This window comes from Moraxella canis, from assembly GCF_034424565.1.
Lineage (GTDB): Bacteria > Pseudomonadota > Gammaproteobacteria > Pseudomonadales > Moraxellaceae > Moraxella > Moraxella canis.
Genome location: NZ_CP139961.1, coordinates 1,626,012 through 1,643,844, shown reverse-complemented (window position 1 = coordinate 1,643,844; position 17,833 = coordinate 1,626,012). Strand labels below are relative to the sequence as shown.

13 protein-coding genes and 2 tRNA genes are annotated in these 17,833 nt (G+C 46.8%); 7 read left to right on the top strand and 8 right to left on the bottom strand.

The genetic code is table 11. The features are described from left to right. Nucleotides 1-6: 6 nt before the first annotated feature. Nucleotides 7-1,428, bottom strand: coding sequence for a prephenate-dependent tRNA uridine(34) hydroxylase TrhP (trhP, locus tag U0021_RS07490; protein WP_114800937.1), 1,422 nt, complete (start codon nucleotides 1,426-1,428; stop codon nucleotides 7-9). Between the two features lie 204 nt (nucleotides 1,429-1,632). Here trhP and U0021_RS07485 point away from each other — a divergent pair, with 204 nt between their 5' ends. From U0021_RS07485 to U0021_RS07475, 3 genes are all read left to right on the top strand, one after another. Next, nucleotides 1,633-3,027 carry an FAD-binding oxidoreductase gene (locus U0021_RS07485; protein ID WP_114800936.1) on the top strand — a complete coding sequence of 465 codons (1,395 nt, stop codon included), beginning with the start codon at nucleotides 1,633-1,635 and terminating at the stop codon, nucleotides 3,025-3,027. 176 nt (nucleotides 3,028-3,203) lie between these two features. Continuing rightward, nucleotides 3,204-3,872, top strand: coding sequence for a TerD family protein (locus U0021_RS07480; RefSeq protein WP_114800935.1), 669 nt, complete (start codon nucleotides 3,204-3,206; stop codon nucleotides 3,870-3,872). 91 nt (nucleotides 3,873-3,963) lie between these two features. Next, complete coding sequence (locus tag U0021_RS07475) at nucleotides 3,964-4,563, top strand: DUF2939 domain-containing protein (protein WP_114800934.1); 600 nt, start codon at nucleotides 3,964-3,966, stop codon at nucleotides 4,561-4,563. A 46-nt stretch (nucleotides 4,564-4,609) separates the two neighbouring features. On the opposite strand, the gene U0021_RS07470 is transcribed toward U0021_RS07475, so the two are convergent. The 4 genes from U0021_RS07470 to U0021_RS07455 all read right to left on the bottom strand — a co-directional run bounded on the left by U0021_RS07470 (nucleotide 4,610) and on the right by U0021_RS07455 (nucleotide 13,058). Continuing rightward, nucleotides 4,610-6,760 (bottom strand): M3 family metallopeptidase, encoded by a 2,151-nt coding sequence (locus tag U0021_RS07470; protein WP_205276569.1) that lies wholly within the window; start codon nucleotides 6,758-6,760, stop codon nucleotides 4,610-4,612. A 99-nt stretch (nucleotides 6,761-6,859) separates the two neighbouring features. Continuing rightward, nucleotides 6,860-8,464, bottom strand: coding sequence for an efflux transporter outer membrane subunit (locus U0021_RS07465; RefSeq protein ID WP_327037438.1), 1,605 nt, complete (start codon nucleotides 8,462-8,464; stop codon nucleotides 6,860-6,862). 9 nt (nucleotides 8,465-8,473) lie between these two features. Further along, complete coding sequence (locus U0021_RS07460; protein WP_114800639.1) at nucleotides 8,474-11,629, bottom strand: efflux RND transporter permease subunit; 3,156 nt, start codon at nucleotides 11,627-11,629, stop codon at nucleotides 8,474-8,476. Nucleotides 11,630-11,642: 13 nt separating this feature from the next. Next, nucleotides 11,643-13,058 (bottom strand): efflux RND transporter periplasmic adaptor subunit, encoded by a 1,416-nt coding sequence (locus U0021_RS07455; protein WP_114800641.1) that lies wholly within the window; start codon nucleotides 13,056-13,058, stop codon nucleotides 11,643-11,645. Between the two features lie 363 nt (nucleotides 13,059-13,421). Here U0021_RS07455 and U0021_RS07450 point away from each other — a divergent pair. Then, nucleotides 13,422-13,495, top strand: a tRNA-Cys gene (locus tag U0021_RS07450). Between the two features lie 9 nt (nucleotides 13,496-13,504). Beyond that, nucleotides 13,505-13,591, top strand: a tRNA-Leu gene (locus tag U0021_RS07445). Between the two features lie 100 nt (nucleotides 13,592-13,691). Here the strand turns inward: U0021_RS07445 and tsaA are convergent. Beyond that, nucleotides 13,692-14,417, bottom strand: coding sequence for a tRNA (N6-threonylcarbamoyladenosine(37)-N6)-methyltransferase TrmO (gene tsaA, locus U0021_RS07440; RefSeq protein WP_114800638.1), 726 nt, complete (start codon nucleotides 14,415-14,417; stop codon nucleotides 13,692-13,694). Between the two features lie 146 nt (nucleotides 14,418-14,563). Between tsaA and U0021_RS07435 the strand changes: the two genes are divergently transcribed. After that, nucleotides 14,564-15,337, top strand: coding sequence for a ferredoxin--NADP reductase (locus U0021_RS07435; RefSeq protein WP_078255265.1), 774 nt, complete (start codon nucleotides 14,564-14,566; stop codon nucleotides 15,335-15,337). Nucleotides 15,338-15,388: 51 nt separating this feature from the next. On the opposite strand, the gene U0021_RS07430 is transcribed toward U0021_RS07435, so the two are convergent. Next, a complete protein-coding gene (locus U0021_RS07430; protein ID WP_064618640.1) occupies nucleotides 15,389-15,814 on the bottom strand; it encodes an HIT family protein in 426 nt (141 codons plus the stop codon). Nucleotides 15,815-15,930: 116 nt separating this feature from the next. On the opposite strand from U0021_RS07430, the gene U0021_RS07425 reads away from it, so the two are divergent. Then, complete coding sequence (locus U0021_RS07425; protein ID WP_114800637.1) at nucleotides 15,931-16,575, top strand: hypothetical protein; 645 nt, start codon at nucleotides 15,931-15,933, stop codon at nucleotides 16,573-16,575. Between the two features lie 4 nt (nucleotides 16,576-16,579). Here U0021_RS07425 and U0021_RS07420 read toward each other — a convergent pair whose 3' ends face one another. Further along, nucleotides 16,580-17,821 carry an AI-2E family transporter gene (locus tag U0021_RS07420; protein ID WP_114800636.1) on the bottom strand — a complete coding sequence of 414 codons (1,242 nt, stop codon included), beginning with the start codon at nucleotides 17,819-17,821 and terminating at the stop codon, nucleotides 16,580-16,582. Between the last annotated feature and the right edge of the window lie 12 nt (nucleotides 17,822-17,833).

Genomic DNA, 17,833 nt, shown 5'->3' with positions numbered 1-17,833 from the left:
TCCTCATCAAGTATAAATCGGTTCGCTCACGCTTTTCATCACTAGGGCAAATTTTAGCACGTCTTTATCCATATCCTTAAATGGATTGGCAATTTGACACACCCAACCAGAGCCTAACGCACCATCAATCGCCTCGCCTTTTTTATCCCACATCTCCGTTAGTGTGTAGCTAACATTCCCCTGCGGAGTCATGATTTCAATGGTATCGCCCACCATCAGCTTGTTTTTGACGGTCAAAGTCAAACGCTCATCGCTGATGCCCGCCACTTCAGCGACAAACTGCTGATTGTCGGTCTTAGATGAGCCATAGTCATAATTTTGATAATCAGAATGCACATGACGGCGTAAAAAGCCTTCGGTATAACCACGATTAGCAAGCCCATCAAGCGCAGTGATGAGACTGGTATCAAAGGGCTTGCCCGCCAAAGCATCATCAATGGCACGGCGATAGACCTGAGCGGTGCGCGCCACATAATAATGCGACTTGGTACGCCCCTCGATCTTGAGCGAATGCACGCCCATATTGACCAAATCAGGCACCAGCTCCACCGCACGCAAATCCTTGGAGTTCATGATATACGTGCCGTGCTCGTCTTCATACATCGCCATGAGCTCGCCTGGACGGCCTTGTTCTTCTATCAAGACCACGTCATCGGACGGCTGCTCCACATAGTCATCGCCCATCACCACATCGCCGTTAAGGTTCACGCTACCAATAGCATTGGCATCTTGGGCTTGATTTGGCACAAATACTTCTGGCGTGGCAGGCACGATGTCGCCAGTTTCGTTTTCTGTCGCTTTATAAGTGTTATACGACCAACGGCAGGCATTGGTACAAGTGCCTTGGTTGGCATCACGCTTGTTGATATAGCCAGACAAAAGACAACGCCCCGAATACGCCATGCACAACGCCCCATGCACAAACACTTCAATCTCCATGCCAGGGACTTCTGTGATGATTTGCTCAATCTCTTTTAAGGACAGCTCACGGCTGACAATCACTCGAGTCACGCCCATTTGTTGCCAAAATTTGACGGTCGCCCAGTTGACCGCATTGGCCTGTACCGACAGATGAATGTCCTGCTCAGGAAAGGCTTCACGCACCATCATAATCATGCCAGCGTCCGACATGATAAGCGCATCAGGTTTCATCTCAATAATGGGGCGAATATCTTCAATAAAAGTTTTAAGCTTGGCGTTATGGGCTTGGATATTGACCACCACATAAAACTTTTTGCCAAGCGAATGGGCGTATTCAATACCCTTCGCCAAATTTTCTTCATCAAAATCGTTATTACGCACCCGCAATGAGTAACGCGCCTGCCCTGCGTACACCGCATCCGCCCCATAAGCAAAGGCGTATTGCATGTTTTTAAAGGTGCCAGCAGGGCAAAGAAGTTCAGATTTTTTGGTGATTGGGGAATTCATAAAGCTGCTCTATTTTTATAGTCAAAATTGCTCCATATTATAGCAAATTTTTCGGCATTGATGGTGACTATCCTGCCTTAAATGAGCGATGATACTGGTTTTAATGTTGCACAAAAATCACACCATCTTGCCAAAAGCCATTAAAAAATTCTCAATAATCTGCTATCATAAGGCAATTATTTTTTTGAAAATTTTGAGACCACTATGAACCCACATCACGCATTTTTACAGGCGCTATCAGACGCCCTGCCTGCTTTGAGCATCAAAACCGATACCGAATCTACGCAGCACTGGGGACGCGATTGGACAGTGCACTTTAGCACCGATTGCCAAGCAGTGCTATTTCCAAAGAGCACCGAAGAAGTGGCAACCATTGTCCGATTGGCTAATGAGCATGGCACGCCCCTAGTCCCTAGCGGTGGTCGCACGGGTCTGTCGGCTGCGGCGGTGGCATCCAAAGGTGAAGTGGTGGTCAGCTTCGATAAGATGAATCACATTGGGCAGTTTTATGATGCCGATCGCATGGTAGAAGTCGAAGCAGGTGTCGTGACCAAGGCTTTGCAAGAGTTTGCCGACAGTAAAGATCTGTACTATGCGGTGGATTTTGCGTCATCTGGCTCAAGTCAAATTGGCGGCAATATTGGCACCAATGCTGGCGGCATCAAAGTCATTCGCTATGGCATGACACGCAATCAAATTTTGGGCTTGACCGTCGTCACTGGCAAGGGTGATATTTTAGAATTAAACGGCGGTATGCTCAAAAACGCCACAGGCTATGATCTTCGCCATCTGTTCATCGGTGCCGAAGGTACACTTGGCTTTGTCACCAAAGCTTTGATCAAGCTTGAAAAACAGCCAGTAAACTTGACCGCCATGGTGCTGGGCGTGCCTGAGTTTAATAGCGTTGTGGCGCTGCTGGATCGTTTTGGGAAGGCGCTGAACTTAACTGCTTTTGAATTTTTTGATCAAATTGCCGTTGATAAAGTCATCGCAGCAGGTCATACCAAAGCACCTTTTGACAGCCAAACACCCTTTTATGTGTTGCTAGAATTTGAAGCGATGACAGAAGAAGTGCTGGATTTGGCGATGAGCGTATTTGAGCAATGCGCCGAAGATGGCTTGATCATTGATGGCGTGATGAGCCAAAGTGTCGGTCAGCTTCAAGAGCTTTGGAAATTGCGTGAAAGCATTTCCGAAACCATTTCAGTGTTCACCCCTTATAAAAATGATGTGTCAGTACTGATCAGCCATTTGGCAAACTTCATCAGTGATATCGAACAGATCGTCAAAGACAATTATCCAGATTTTGAGATCTGCTGGTTTGGACACATTGGTGATGGGAATCTGCATTTAAATATCCTAAAGCCTGCCAATTTAAGCAAAGATGAGTTCTTTGAAAAATGTCAAACGGTCAATACCTATGTGTTTGATACCGTCAAAAAATACAAAGGTTCCATCTCAGCTGAGCATGGCGTGGGCATGACCAAGAAACCTTATCTGACCTACACACGCACCCAGACCGAGATTGACTATATGAAAGCCATCAAAGCCGTCTTTGACCCCAATGGCATCATCAATCCTGGGAAGATTTTTGATTGAGCTTGGATAAGTGGCGCATAAGCTCGTCGTACTCAAGGCTTATGCGTGCATTTGTACAATGTATTTAGGTGTTTTGTTAAAATCACTGATTTTGGGCGCAAATCTTAAGATCAGCACTCGAAAATCTTATCAAGATCAGGTATGATGACGGTTCATTTCATGGATAAAATTGATTTATGTCTCGCAAAACTCATGTGTTAAAAGAATATTTTGATCCGGTTAAGCTGAGTGAACATCAGCTTGATGGCACACTAATCGCAGGCGTCAGTTACCATTTTACTAGCCTTGAAAAACAAGGACTGGCTGCCTTACTTGCCAAATTACCGCTGGTAGATGATGCGCCTGTTGCGATGGATCTTGATCTGTCATGTTTTGTTTATGATAAAGGCTTTAATATCATTGATGTGATTTGGTATGGCAACCTGCGCAACGCCGACGAATCTATTCGCCATCAAGGAGATGCTTTGGTGGGCGCCAAAAGTTTTGAAGACAGTTTGATCCAGCAAGAACAAATCCAAATCAAGCTTGATCAGCTGCCTGATACTGTCCATCATCTGATTTTTGTGCTAAGTAGCTACCATAATCAGCCGCTTCGCAAAGCCCAAAAAGGCGTGATCTATTTTGGTGATAAAGAACTACCCAAGGCATATCATATCAGCTTTGACCAGATCGAGCCTGATTGTCAATCTTTGGCGATATGGCAGCTGTCTCGCTATCGTGGGGATTGGGAGCTGAGCTCACCGATGGCTGACGTCAAGCTCACTAAGCTTTCTAATAAATCGCTTGATAAAATCACAGACGCGGTGACGACTCGCATTCAGGCTGCACAATCTAAGCGGTGGTAAGCATCAAAAAAAATTAGGCGCCAATCAGTTGTGCGTCCTTTGGTAATGCGCCTACTTTCCTTGACTGTCAAATCTTAACAGGTCTTTTATAATGCGTAAATCTCTTACGGCGCTCATCGTTATTTTTTTGGTTCTTTTTGGCGGCTACTATGCCGCATCGCCTTATCTAAAATTGTACCAATTCAAACAAGCGATTGATGCGCAAGATGTAGCGCCGATCATTGAGTCGGTTGATTTTGTCAGAGTAAAGGCAAGCGTCAAGGAACAAATCAAAACCCAAATGATCGCTCAATCGCCAGAACTGAGTCAAATGCTGGTGATGCCCCACGAGCCAACCACTACCAATTTTGAAGATGGCTTTGCGATGATGGGGGCGATGTTTGCAGTTGCGATGGTCGATGGCTTGGTTGATACGCTGCTGACTCCAAGCATGATCGAGATGGTCATGCAAGGTCAAGAGCTGAATTTGGGCGAACAAGCTCAGCTATATGGCGCCAATCCAAATGAGCTCTCAGAATTATCAAGCAATTTTCGGGCTGATGCTTTTGACTACGACACCGCCTACCGCGGTTTGGATGAATTTCATGTTACAATCACAAAACCCGATAATCAAAAAGCCACCACTTTGGTGCTTGAGCGTGATGGATTATTTGACTGGAAAGTGGTTGACGTGATTTTACCGCTGAATTAAATTTATATACCTTGGCTTAAATAGTTAAGCCAAGGTATCATTTGACTCATTCGATGCCATAATTGGCAAGCAGTGCCTTTAGGCTAGGCTCTCGACCTCGATAAGCCACATACAACGCCATTGGTGAGCGTGAGCCACCTTGACCCAAAATGGTATCCTCCAATCGCTTGCCCACCACTGGGCTTAAGATACCCTCTTCTTCAAACTTAGCAAATCCATCATTAGCAAACAGCTCTGACCACAGATAGCTATAATAGCCTGCCGCATAGCCGCCCGAAAAGACATGGGAGAATGTGTTCGGTCGGCGGACAAAGTCGGGCAAATCGATGACGCCAATTTCTTTATTGACTTTTAAATACAGCTCTTGGGCATGCTGCTTTGTCTGAGCTGTGCTGTCGCTGTGCAAGCGCATGTCAAAAATACCAAATTCAAGCTGACGAATCAGGCTCATCGCACCTTGATAATGTTTGGCTTCAATGACTTTATCTAGCAGATCAGCAGGCAGCGGCTCACCAGTCTGGTAGTGCGCCGAAATGAAAGGCAGCGTCGTACGATTAAAGGTAAACCCTTCCATTAATTGGCTTGGCACTTCGACAGCATCCCAAGGCACACCTGAAAGACCTGAGACCCCATACACATCCATTTGGGTGAGCATCAGATGGATGGCATGTCCAAACTCGTGGAAAAGCGTGGTTACTTCATCATGCAATAATAATGACGGCTGACCTTCTGCCGGACGGCGAAAATTCGTCACGATCACTGCCACAGGCAGCTGAACACTCTCATCGATACGGCGAATGCGATTGATCGCTGTGGACATCCAAGCCCCACCACGCTTATTATCACGGGCATACATATCCAAATAAAACGAAGCTTTATGGCGGTTTTGGGGATCATAAACCTCATAAAATTTCACCGAGCTGTCCCAAACATCTGCCTGTCCACGGCGAATGGTAATCCCAAATAAGCGCTTGGCAATTTCAAATAAACCTGATAGCACTTTTTCTTCAGGAAAATATTCTCTGAGTAATTCTTTATCAAAAGCATAAAGTGCGCTTTTGTGTTTTTCGGTATAGTACGCCACATCCCACGCATTGACTTTATCCACGCCATAAGTCTGCTTGGCAAACTCGCTTAGCTCTGCAAACTGCGCCTGTGCCTTGGGTCGGCTGCGTACGCTTAGATTGGTCAAAAAATCCATCACTTGCTTTGGGCTGTCTGCCATCTTGGTCGCCAAAGAATATTCAGCAAAATTATCAAAACCAAGCAATTTTGCCTTTTGATGGCGCAGTGTCATGATCTCAGCGATGACTGGCGTATTATCCCAAGCAGTATTATCCGCCAATGGTGATGCCTTGGTCGAAAATGCCTTATAAACGGTGCGGCGCAAATCGGCATCATCGGCATAAGTCATGACCGCCATATAGCTTGGGATATCAAGCCCGATGCGATAGCCGCTCTCCCCTTTATCTTCGGCGGCTTGTTTTGCACTTGCCAGTGCCGCATCATTGAGTCCTTTGAGTGCATCCGCCGTTGGGAAAGTGCGATGCCAACCATTGGTGGCGTCCAAAGCATTATTCCCAAACTGCGTGCTAAGCTCGGATAATCGCTGATCGATCTTCGCCAATTGTTCCTGTTTATCTTTGGGTAAATCCACGCCAGACAGGCGAAACTCAAGCACAACATCATCAATCAGCTTTTGTTGGGCGGTGGTCAAAGTAGCGTATTCTGGTGAGTTTTTGAGCGCCAAAACCGCGTCAAATAATGGTCGATGCATGCCGCGCCAAGTATAAAATTCGCTCACCAAGCTGCGCGCTTCATTATAAGCTTTACGCAGGGCGTCATCATTGGCGACCGCATGCAAATTTGAAACAGCCGACCATGCTCTGTCGATTTTGTCATCAATTGCAGCAAGCGGAAAGTAGAAATTTTGCCAAGTGATATCAGGCTCATTGGCGACGGTTTCGATGGTTTTTTTGGCTTCTTCAAACAAAAACATCATCGCAGGCTTGATATGCTCAGGCTTAATTTTTGAATATTTTGGCAAACCACTAAAATCAAGCAAAGGATTGTCCATCAGCTCTTTGGGGATTTGCAATGATACATTGGGCACCACACCCAAAGCAAAATTAGGCAGACCAAAAATACCCATCGCTGTCATGCCAAGACTACCAAACAAAAAACGACGTCGATTCATCATCCATCCTTATGACTGATTAAAATTAGGGTTTTTCATTCTATCATAAGCCAAAAACAAAAGCACCCATGCTGATGGGTGCTTTTGTGACCTAAAGAATCACTGAGCCGGATGTGCTGCCGGTATGGTGGCTGGCTCAGGCTGTGCAATAACAGGTGATGTGACAGGCACAGCTAAAGGCGCAGCCATCATCTCATCACTGGCAAGTTCGGCGGTGCGCATGGCTTCACGCTGACGATTCAATTCTGTGATTTGCTCAGCGGTTAAGCTTGCACCGCCGCCCAATGCTTGGTACAGCTGGATTTGACTGACCAGTTTGGCAAGCTCAAGCTGCAGGATATTCTGCTGATTGGCAAACAAAGACCGCTCAGCGTCCAGCACCGTCAGATAATTATCCAACCCAGAACGAAACCGCGCGTAGGCGATATCATAAGTCTGACGATAGTTATCTTGAAGGCGAAGCTGAGCATCAATGCGCAAGCCCAAAGTCGCACGCTCAGCTAAGACATCTGAGACTTCTTTGAAGGCAGTTTGAATGGCTTTTTCATAATCCACCAATGCCGACTGCTGAGCGACTTGCGCCATCTCGTGATTGGCGCGGCGACTGCCTGCATCAAAGATGGGTAAGCTGATCGAAGGTCCAAAAGACCAACCCAACGCGCTTGATTCAAACAAGTTATTCAAACTATTACTGCTAAAACCCACATTCGATGACAAACGAATCGATGGAAAATAAGCCGCGCGTGCTACATTGATATTCGCGCCTGCCGCTTTTAGGCGATGCTCAGCCTGCACGATGTCTGGGCGATAATATAAAAGCTCGCTGGGCAGACCTGCACTAAACAGTGTCTGTGCAGTGATATTCCCCATGTGCATACTAGCGTCTATCACTGGCAGTAGCTCATTTGGGACAGGGCGACCGATGAGTAGCTGCAGCGCATTTTTAGCTTTCAAGATACTGGTATCTGCTGCATATACCGCCAAACGCGCTGATTCAAGCGAACTTGCCGCTTGTAGGCTTGGCGACTTAGAATCAATTCCTGCCTCAAACCGCTTTTGGGTAATCATCATCGCATGTTCGCGAGTTTTTAGCGTCTGGTCAGCCAGCTGTCTTTGAGCCAAAGCATGGGCTAAGCTCACATAGCCTTGAGCAACACTTGAGATGATCGAGATTTGAGCAGCATCTTTAGCGGCGTTAGTTGCCAGATACTGATGTAGCGCCTGCTCTTTTTGACTGGCGACTTTACCCCACAAATCCAGCTCATAGCTACTCATTGCAAGCCCAACATTATAATTGGTTGAGGCATTGGCATCGACGCGGTTATTGGCTTGGCGTGTCACGCTGGCATTTGAGCCGACTTGCGGCACGCTGTTGGCTTCGGTGATTTGATATTGGGCGCGCGCTGACTGAACGGCCAAGACTGCCGATTGCAAGTCTTTGTTATTTTGCAAAGCAAGCTCAATCAAGGCTGCAAGCTTAGGGTCTGTATAAAACTCCTGCCAGCGCAGCGATGCCACACTTGGCGCCTGAGCGACACTGATGGTGTCAGCATCATAGACTTGATAGCCATCCTTCATAGGCACATTGGGCACCGCCAGAACGGGTGCCGATGTGTCAATTTTCTTTGGAATGCTACTACAAGCTGCCATGCTGATAGCCAGCGCTGAGAGCGTCAAGATACGCGCAGTTGTAGAGATTTTCATAATCCATCCTTAAACATGTTCATGAGGTTCAGCACCAGTCACAGGCTGAGCTTTTGGCTTGTAGGGAAATAGCGTACGCACCCAGACATAAAACATTGGGATAAAGAATATTCCCAAGAACGTCGATGTCAATACTCCGCCCAAAACCCCTGTACCGACAGCGTTTTGACTGCCTGAACCTGCGCCTGTGGCAATATATAGTGGCACAACACCCATACCAAAAGCAAGTGAGGTCATGATAATTGGGCGCAAACGCATACGCGCCGCCATCATGACCGACTCTTTGAGAGTTTTACCAGATTCTTGGATTTCTTTGGCAAATTCAATGATCAAGATGGCATTTTTTGCCGACAGACCCACTACGGTCAATAGTGCTACTTGCAAGTACACATCATTGGCAAGACCATGGATTTTGGTGAGCAATAAAGCACCAATCACGCCCAAAGGAATGACCAAAATCACCGCAAAAGGCACAGACCAGCTTTCGTATAGTGCCGCTAAGCACAAGAAAACGACCAAAATCGATAAAGCATACAGCATCGGTGCTTGACCGCCTGATTTTTGTTGTTCAAGCGATAATCCCGTCCATTCAAAATCAATACCAGCGGGCAGCTGTGATGCCATTTGTGCCATCGCCTCCATGGCATCACCTGTGCTCAGACCTGGAGCAGCTGCGCCTGTCAGCGCCATCGAAGACACGCCATTATAGCGCGCCAAGCTTGGGCTACCATATTCCCATTTGCTGCTAGAAAAAGCACCAAAGCTCACCATCTCGCCAGATTGATTGCGCACATACCAGCGATTGATGTCCTCAGGCACCACGCGGCTGTCCGCCTCACCTTGGATATAGACTTTTTTGATGCGTCCGCGGTCAATAAAGTCATTGACATAACTGCCGCCCCACGCCTGTGCGATGGTGTTATTGATCGTCGCCAGAGGTACGCCATAAGCTGCTGCCTGCGCTTGATTGATATCAACTTTTAGCTTAGGAGCGTCCTCTTGACCACCTGGACGAATCGAAGCGATCGCTGGATTTTGCATCGCCATACCCATTAGCTGATTACGCGCATCTAGCAAGGTTTCATGACCGACGCCGCCGACATCTTTTAATTGTAGATCAAAGCCGCTGGCATTACCAAAACCTTGGATTGGCGGTGGTGCCATCGGGAAAATCAAGCTTGCTTCTGGGATCATCATATTCATCGCCATCGCTCGGCGCGCGATACTCTGAGCGGTGTTCTCACCACCTTTTCGCTCATCCCAATCTTTGAGCTTGATAAATGCCATCCCAGCATTTTGACCACTGCCCATAAAACTAAATCCAGAAATCGTAAACACCGACTCGATGTTATCCACTTCTTTATCATGATAATAATTGGCAAGCTTATCCATCACGCTATTGGTTTTATCTAGTGTTGAACCTGCTGGCAGCTGCACCAAAGTCATGACCGAGCCCTGATCTTCTTCAGGCACAAATGAGCTTGGCAGCCGCATAAAGACAAATGCCATGACCGCCACAATGCCAGCATACACCGCCAAATATACCAATTTAGAGGCGTAAGTTTTGCCAACAAAGTTTTCATAACGGCGACTGGTTTTATAAAAAAAGCGGTTAAACCAACCAAAAAATCCAGTTTGGGTATCAATGTCTTTATGTGCTTGACGCTTTAAAATGGTCACACACAAAGCTGGCGTAAAGACAAGCGCAATGAATGCAGACAGTGTCATACTGGTAATCAAAGTCACCGCAAACTGTCGATAAATCACGCCTGATGACCCACCAAAAAAAATCATCGGCACAAAGACCACCGATAAAATCAGCGCAATACCAATGACAACTTTACTAATTTCATTCATCGACTGAAGGGTGGCATCCATCACCGAGATGGCAGGATTTTCTTCCAAAATACGCTCAACGTTTTCAACGACGATGATCGCATCGTCCACCAATAGACCAATGGCAAGCACCATCGCAAACATGGTTAAAATATTAATACTATAACCAAGCACCGACAGCACAGCAAAAGTCCCCAAAATCACCACTGGCACTGCCAATGTCGGGATAATCGTCGCTCGCCAATTTTGTAAAAATAAGAACATCACCAAGAAAACCAGCACCACCGCTTCTAACAGCGTATGCACGACCTGTGTGATTGACAGCCTAACAAATGGCGTCGTGTCATAAGGCACGACCATTTTTAGCCCTGACGGGAAGCTTTGTGATAGCTCATCTAAGCGTACACCCACAGCTTCACGCACTTCAAGCGCATTAGCACCCGGCGCAAGCATGACAGCCAAGCCAGATGCTGCTTGACCATTATACTGGGTTCTAAATTGATAATTTTCACTGCCAAGCTCAACCCGAGCTACATCTTTGATGCGCACTTGAGCGCCTGATGTATTTGTTTTTAATAAGATATCTTCAAACTGCTCCGGCGTTTGCATATAGCTTTGTACACTGACAGTGGCGTTAATCACCGCACGATCCGTATTGGTGGGCAAAGTACCTAACTGCCCTGCCGACACCTGGACGTTTTGGGATCGGATGGCGGACGAGATATCCGATGGCATCAAATGATAGGCGCGCAATTTGGCAGGATCAAGCCAAATACGCATGGCATAAGATGATCCAAACACATTAGTACCACCAACACCTTCCACACGGCTTAAAGGATCAACAATATTCGTTGAAACATAATCAGCAATGTCCGACTGATCCATACTACCATCTTCAGACACAAAAGCTGCCACCATCAAAAAGTCACTGGCGGATTTTTCGACATTCACGCCCATACGCTGCACCGTCTCAGGCAGCGAGCTCATGGCGGACTGTAGCTTATTTTGGACTTGTACTTGAGCGGTGTCTGGATCGGTATCATTTTCAAATGTCAATGTCACAGAAGCAGACCCAGTGGCTGATGAATTTGATGACATATACATCAATCCATCAATCCCTTTCATCTGCTGCTCGATAACCTGTGTGACCGAGTTTTCGACTGTCTCAGCATCAGCACCTGGATAGATGGCGCGCACCGTCACTTGAGGCGGCGCAATTTTTGGATATTGTTCAATTGGCAAACCATTAATTGCCAAAACACCGACCAGCATGATGAGAATTGCAATCACCCAAGCAAAAATCGGTCTATGTATAAAAAAACGAGACATGATATACCTTTATTTACTGGGTTTCGTCAGCAGCATTCATCGCTGCTTGTTCTTCTGCGGATGGCTCAGAGGCGGTCGCATCGCTTTGTGGTCTTGCCATCGGCACATTGGCGTTAGCAGCGCTTGGCTCAGAAGGCGGCGCGCCGTTAGCATTTGCTTCACTGCTGGCAGCCGGCAGTTCTCGCACATTGACCTCTTGGTCTGGCTTGACTTTGGCACCACCAATAATCACAACACGGTCACCAGAATTGATGCCACCTGTCACAATCCAATTACCATGATAAGTGCCTGCTGTCGTTACCGTACGAATCTCGATCTTGTTGTCTGCATTGACGATATAAACTTGGGTTTCACCTTTTGGCGTGCGCGTGACAGCCGACTGGGGCAATAAGGCAGCTTGATGAACGACCGTTTGGATCAATCGAGCATTAACAAACATACCCGGCACAAGCTTGCCCTCAGGATTTGGGAACACAGCACGTAAGGTCATACTGCCCGTGGCTGCATCCACTTGTGCATTGGCAAGCAGTAACTGTCCTAGGATGGGATAAGTTTGACCATCTTCAAGCACCAGCTGAACCTCTGCACTGCCTTGACCTGCTTGACCAGATTCTATCTGCTCACGCAATCTTAGCATTTCGGTTGAAGATTGGCTAATGTCTACATACACTTCATCTAGGCGATTAATCGTCACCAGTGGTGTTGGCTGATTGGCGGACACGAGCGCACCTGCTGTCACCGCCGAGATGCCCGTCACGCCACTGATGGGCGCTTTCACGATGGTACGACCTGCATCCAACTGACTGGCGTTTAGATTGGCGCGCGCACTTTGCACGGACGCAGTAGCACTTTGGATGTTGGCGTCTGCCTGTGCAACTGCAGCTCTGGCAGCCGACACATTGGCTTCAGCGGTGCGCATGGCTGTCACTGCTTGATCAAAAGATTGGCGAGAGATTGCCTCCACATCCAATAAGCCCTCAAGTCGCATCACATCTGCCCGCGCCTGCGCCAAATTGGCTTCTTGGGCGGCTAGATTGGCTTGGGCTGATGCTCGCGTGGCTTGGGCATTGCCAACAGCTGCCTCGGCGTTTTGGACGGCTGCTTCACCTGCCTGCACTTGGCTGGTATAGCTATCGACATTAATCCGATATAAAGGCTGTCCTGCCCGCACCATACTGCCTTCGCGGAACAATACTTCATCAACAATACCTGTCACCTGCGGACGAACTTCCGAGGTCTCAATGGCGGCAACACGCCCTGCAAAGCTTTGGATCACTGGCACAGTTTCAAGCGTGATAGTCTGCACATCTACCGTCGGATTTGGCATTTGTTGCTGCGCGCCGGCATCGTCCTGCTTACTGCACGCCGTCATCACGCCCACACTGGTCATCAGCCCAATGATCAGAGCTGCTCTTAGATTTAATTTCATGATAACCCACTTTAAAACTGAATGAATAATTTTATGGATTTGCTGACTTGGCATTTATCACTGCGATAACTGCAAAATTCCCTCAGACACAAAATCAAGCAAACCCTTAAAACCACCATGTCTTTGACTAGGATTTGCCTTGTATTTAGCATAAATACAAAAGGACTAAATTTCTTATTATAGCTGATTTTGACTTCAAAACATTGAGATTTTTTTGAGATATTTTTGGGTAAGTTGTCAAATTTGCGTCTTGCAATTTGTGCTTTTTTATGAGCAGCTATGCACACTTGGCAGATTTTTAAAAATTTTTGAAAATTTTGCTTGTAATTTTAAAATTTTTTGGTAAGATAGCAGGACTTAAATGGCTGGATGGCAGAGTGGTCATGCAGCGGACTGCAACTCCGTGTACGCCGGTTCGATTCCGACTCCAGCCTCCAAGTATTCTTGCCCGAGTGGTGAAATTGGTAGACACAAGGGATTTAAAATCCCTCGCTCTTACGAGTGTGCCGGTTCGAGTCCGGCCTCGGGCACCATCATTCGCTTTGGCATTGCCAAAGTCAGCAACTGACCGCTAAACCCAATCAGGTTTCAGCGGTTTTTTGTTATCTTGGTGGTGAGTAGTGCATGATAAATTTAAGACGCATCACGCTTAATCAAACGCACGCCTGCGATGATCAACCTGCCTGTTTCATCCATCAAAAAATCGACATCTACGCCATCGTAGCGTAAAGCAAAAGATGTACCAACTTCCCCTTGGCGATAAGCAGGTCTTGGGTCTTGAGCGATGAGACTTTGAATGATTTGAACATCCGCCTCATCTAGCATCTCTTGTAGAATCAATCCATCAAATGCCTGCTTAGCCTTGGCATCTATGATAACTTCGCGCGTGGACGGTGTGTCTATGTGAGTACTGATCGCATCATGGATACAGTCTGAAAAGCTCAGATACGGCTTGATATCCAAAATTGGCGTGCCATCCACCATATCCGCCCCAAGGAGGTGCAGCACGACCTTATAATCAATTCGCTCAATACGCTCAAGGCGCACCACCGACAGCCCCAAGGCAGATGGGCGATACATACTACGCGTGGCAAAGACGCCCATCTTAGCATTCCCCCCAAATCGCGGCGGTCTGACCTGTGGTCGAAAATTAGCCTGAGCGCGGTTATGATGAAACTGCCAAATGACCCAAAGATGACTATAATTTTCCATGCCCTCAAAAGCGGCGACCTGATCATAGGGTGGCACAAATTCAATCCGACTTGAGACATTCACCAGATTCGGCTGTCTGGGCGCGCCAAATTTTTGGATCAGTGGAGAGCGGTGGTAGCCAATGATGGGTAAATTTATCACAGTCATAGAGAATTTTTCTCGTTTATGCTAAAATGAACGGCACTTATTCCAAAATTACCCTAAAATCATGGGGTAAAACTCGTTATTATACGCAAAAATAACTTCATTTGTCAGCAGTCGTCCGTCTGCCGACACCAAAATCAGAGAATGCTATGTCAAAGTTTATCACAGAAACCGTTACTTATGTGCATCACTGGAATGACAGCCTATTTACCATCAAAACCACGCGCGGTGACAGCTTGCGCTTTCGTAATGGTGAATTTGCCATGATTGGCATTATGGTTGATGGCAGACCCTTGGCGCGTGCTTACTCGATTGCTAGCCCAAATTGGGCAGAAGAGCTTGAGTTTTTCTCAATCAAAGTGCCCGATGGTCCACTAACTTCTCGCCTGCAGCACATCAAAGTCGGTGATGAACTACTGATCAGCAAAAAGCCAACGGGTACTTTGGTGCTTGATGACTTATTGCCAGGCAAACATCTGTACATGCTTGCCACAGGTACAGGGCTTGCGCCGTTTTTATCACTGTGCCGCGATCCTGAAGTGTATGAGCGTTTTGAGAAGGTCATTTTGGTACACGGTGTACGCCATGTTGATGATTTGGCTTATCGTGATTTCTTTGAAAACGAGCTGCCTAATGATGAAATTTTTGGCGAATGGGTTCGCGAAAAATTCATTTATTATCCGACTGTCACCCGCGATGAGTTTCACAACACTGGACGTGTGACTGATTTGATGAAATCAGGGAAGCTGTTTGAGGATATTGGCTTGCCGCCGATGAACAAAGACGACGACCGCGTGATGATTTGTGGCAGCATGGCGATGAATGCCGATACTGCCGCCATTTTAGATGGCTTTGGCTTGACGGTCTCACCGCGCATGGGCGAGCCTGCTGACTATGTGGTTGAGCGTGCGTTTGTTGGTTAATTAGCCGTCATCCAAAATAAAAGCCAAATCCGAGTGATTTGGCTTTTATTTTTACTCATCAATCGCTTTGGATAATTGTGCGGCTAATTGCGCCAGCTCATCTTGATCAGCAGATGCCGATTCATGCTTAGCAAAGGCGCTAAAATGCGCTGGCACAAGGTGCATGTGATAATGAAATACCGACTGCCCTGCTTTGGCGTGGTTGAGCTGCATTTGGGTGATGCCTTGTGTTTGTAGAACTTGCCGTTGGGCTTTGATGACTTTTTGGGCAGTGGCGATGACCGCTTGGGCGTACTCTAAGGGCAGATCAGACAGCTCTGTGGCAGGATATTTTGGAATCACTAACACATGCCCTTTGGCAACTGGCATGATGTCCATAAACGCCAATGTCTGATCATCTTCATATACCTTATGACAAGGGATGTCCCCTGCTAGAATCTTGGCAAAAATATTGGCGTCGTCATAATGCGTTGTCATCAGATGCTCCTTATTTGGTGGTGTAATGGCTCATTTTAGCACAGCTTGGCTGATGAAATGCTCGGATTTTGTTGTGAATTTATGCTATAGTATGGATTTTAAATTGATGCGCTCACATGGATACTGCCGATACACTCATCCTCCAAGAAGTTCTTTTTGATGCCAGCTACTCATTTCGCGTTCATAATGTTAAGCTTGGCACGTTAGAAGCTATCCATGATTTGCCGCAGATGTTTTTGGCGCATTATGATCAATTAGATGATGATCTAAAAGTCAACATGCCTTTAACGCCGCAGCTGCTAAAACATCTAAATACGCCCATGACCACTGACGAGACCATCACTCTGCTTGGTCTGCCACCCAAGAGCATTGCTGCGCCTTGGCACATTAAGCTTGGTGGTACGGCGGTGATCGCTTGTGATGCGCTGTCTTTGGCAGTCCATGTGAATTTCACCAATACCGCAAAATCCCATCAAGCTGTCTATGGCGATAAACAGACGCTCATCAAGCAAGAAGCCGAACGCTGGCAGCTGGCGGGCAATGTCAATGTTTTGTTCAAAAATCCAGCCCATCATCTGTTCAGTGTCGATCTTGAGGACAACAGGCTAGTCATCGAAGCGCACGGCAGCTATGTCCGTTTACCAAACAGTCATGCGCTTGCCACGACTCATGCAATCAATACGCTGAAAAATACGCATCCAGATGCTTTGGATTATCTGCATCAAGCAATCATCGAAAAAGTAACAGCAAGCGCCATTTGACGACTTATTCATCAGTCTTTTTGGGTTCTACCGTTTGAGCGATGCGACCTTGTTTTCTTTGGCGCAGTAGCTGAAGTCGGCGTTTAAGTGACGGATTTTCTTCGATACTTTGCTTTTTTTGATAAGTTTCCCAATCTCCAAAAGGGTCAGCTCGCATCTGATCTTCATTTTGATCCAAGATACGCACCGCATAATCCCCTAAAGTAAATTTAATATAAACCACCTGCACCCATACGATCGCCATGACCATCAAAGGCGCCGCCAAAGCAATGCCCAAAATACCTGTAATGGATCCCATGATCACCTGTGATAATAGCAGCGCCACCGGCGGCAAATCAACCATGCGATTTTGGACAATTGGGGCGATCACATAGCTTTCTAGCTGCTGCACCACAACAATCATAACCCCCACCCATAACAGCATGTCAGGCGCAACAATCAAAGTTAGCAGCATGATGGGCACCGCTGACAGCCAAGGACCAAGTACCGGCACAAAATCCAGCAAAAACGCAATAAACCCAAGCGCCAATGCAAATGGAATTCCCATCAGCCAAAGCGCCACACCTGTGGTTACGCCAACAAATGCCATCACGACCAATTGACCCAATAGCCACTGCTGCATTGAGCGATAACTGCGATCAAGTAAATATTCTGCTTTATCGCGACTATCTTTGGGCACCATCGCCACAAAGCTGCGACGATAAATCGACGGCGAGATCGCCAAAAACAGCCCAATAATCATGATCACCACAAAAGTGCCCATACCGCTGACCATACCACCCAAATAGCTTGGCAAATGTGCCATTGCACCATCACTGAATCTTGCCAAAAACAGCTGCGGATCATGTCTTAATTCGCGCGCCCAGTCTTGATTGGCGAGCCATTCATAAATGGCAGGGTAACTTTGTAAGTATTGGTGCATATACTCAAATGCCTGCGGCACCAACTGCTTTAAGTTTTCTAGCTGCAGCGCCAATTCATGCCCAAATAAAGCAATGAATCCTGCAAAGACCACCATCAGTCCCAAGATAACAACTGTCAATAAAATGCCATGTGGCAGTTTTTTAAGATGCTTACCCATCCAAGGCAGCTTAGTCAAATACTCAACCAAGCTCAACAAAAAAACTGCCGTCAAAATCGACGCAAAAATAATCAGCCAAACATGCACCAAATAATAAAAGCTCAGCAGCAATAAGACGACTGCCACCACCATAAAAATAAACGACTTTTGTGCTTGTATATTCATATCTTTGCCATC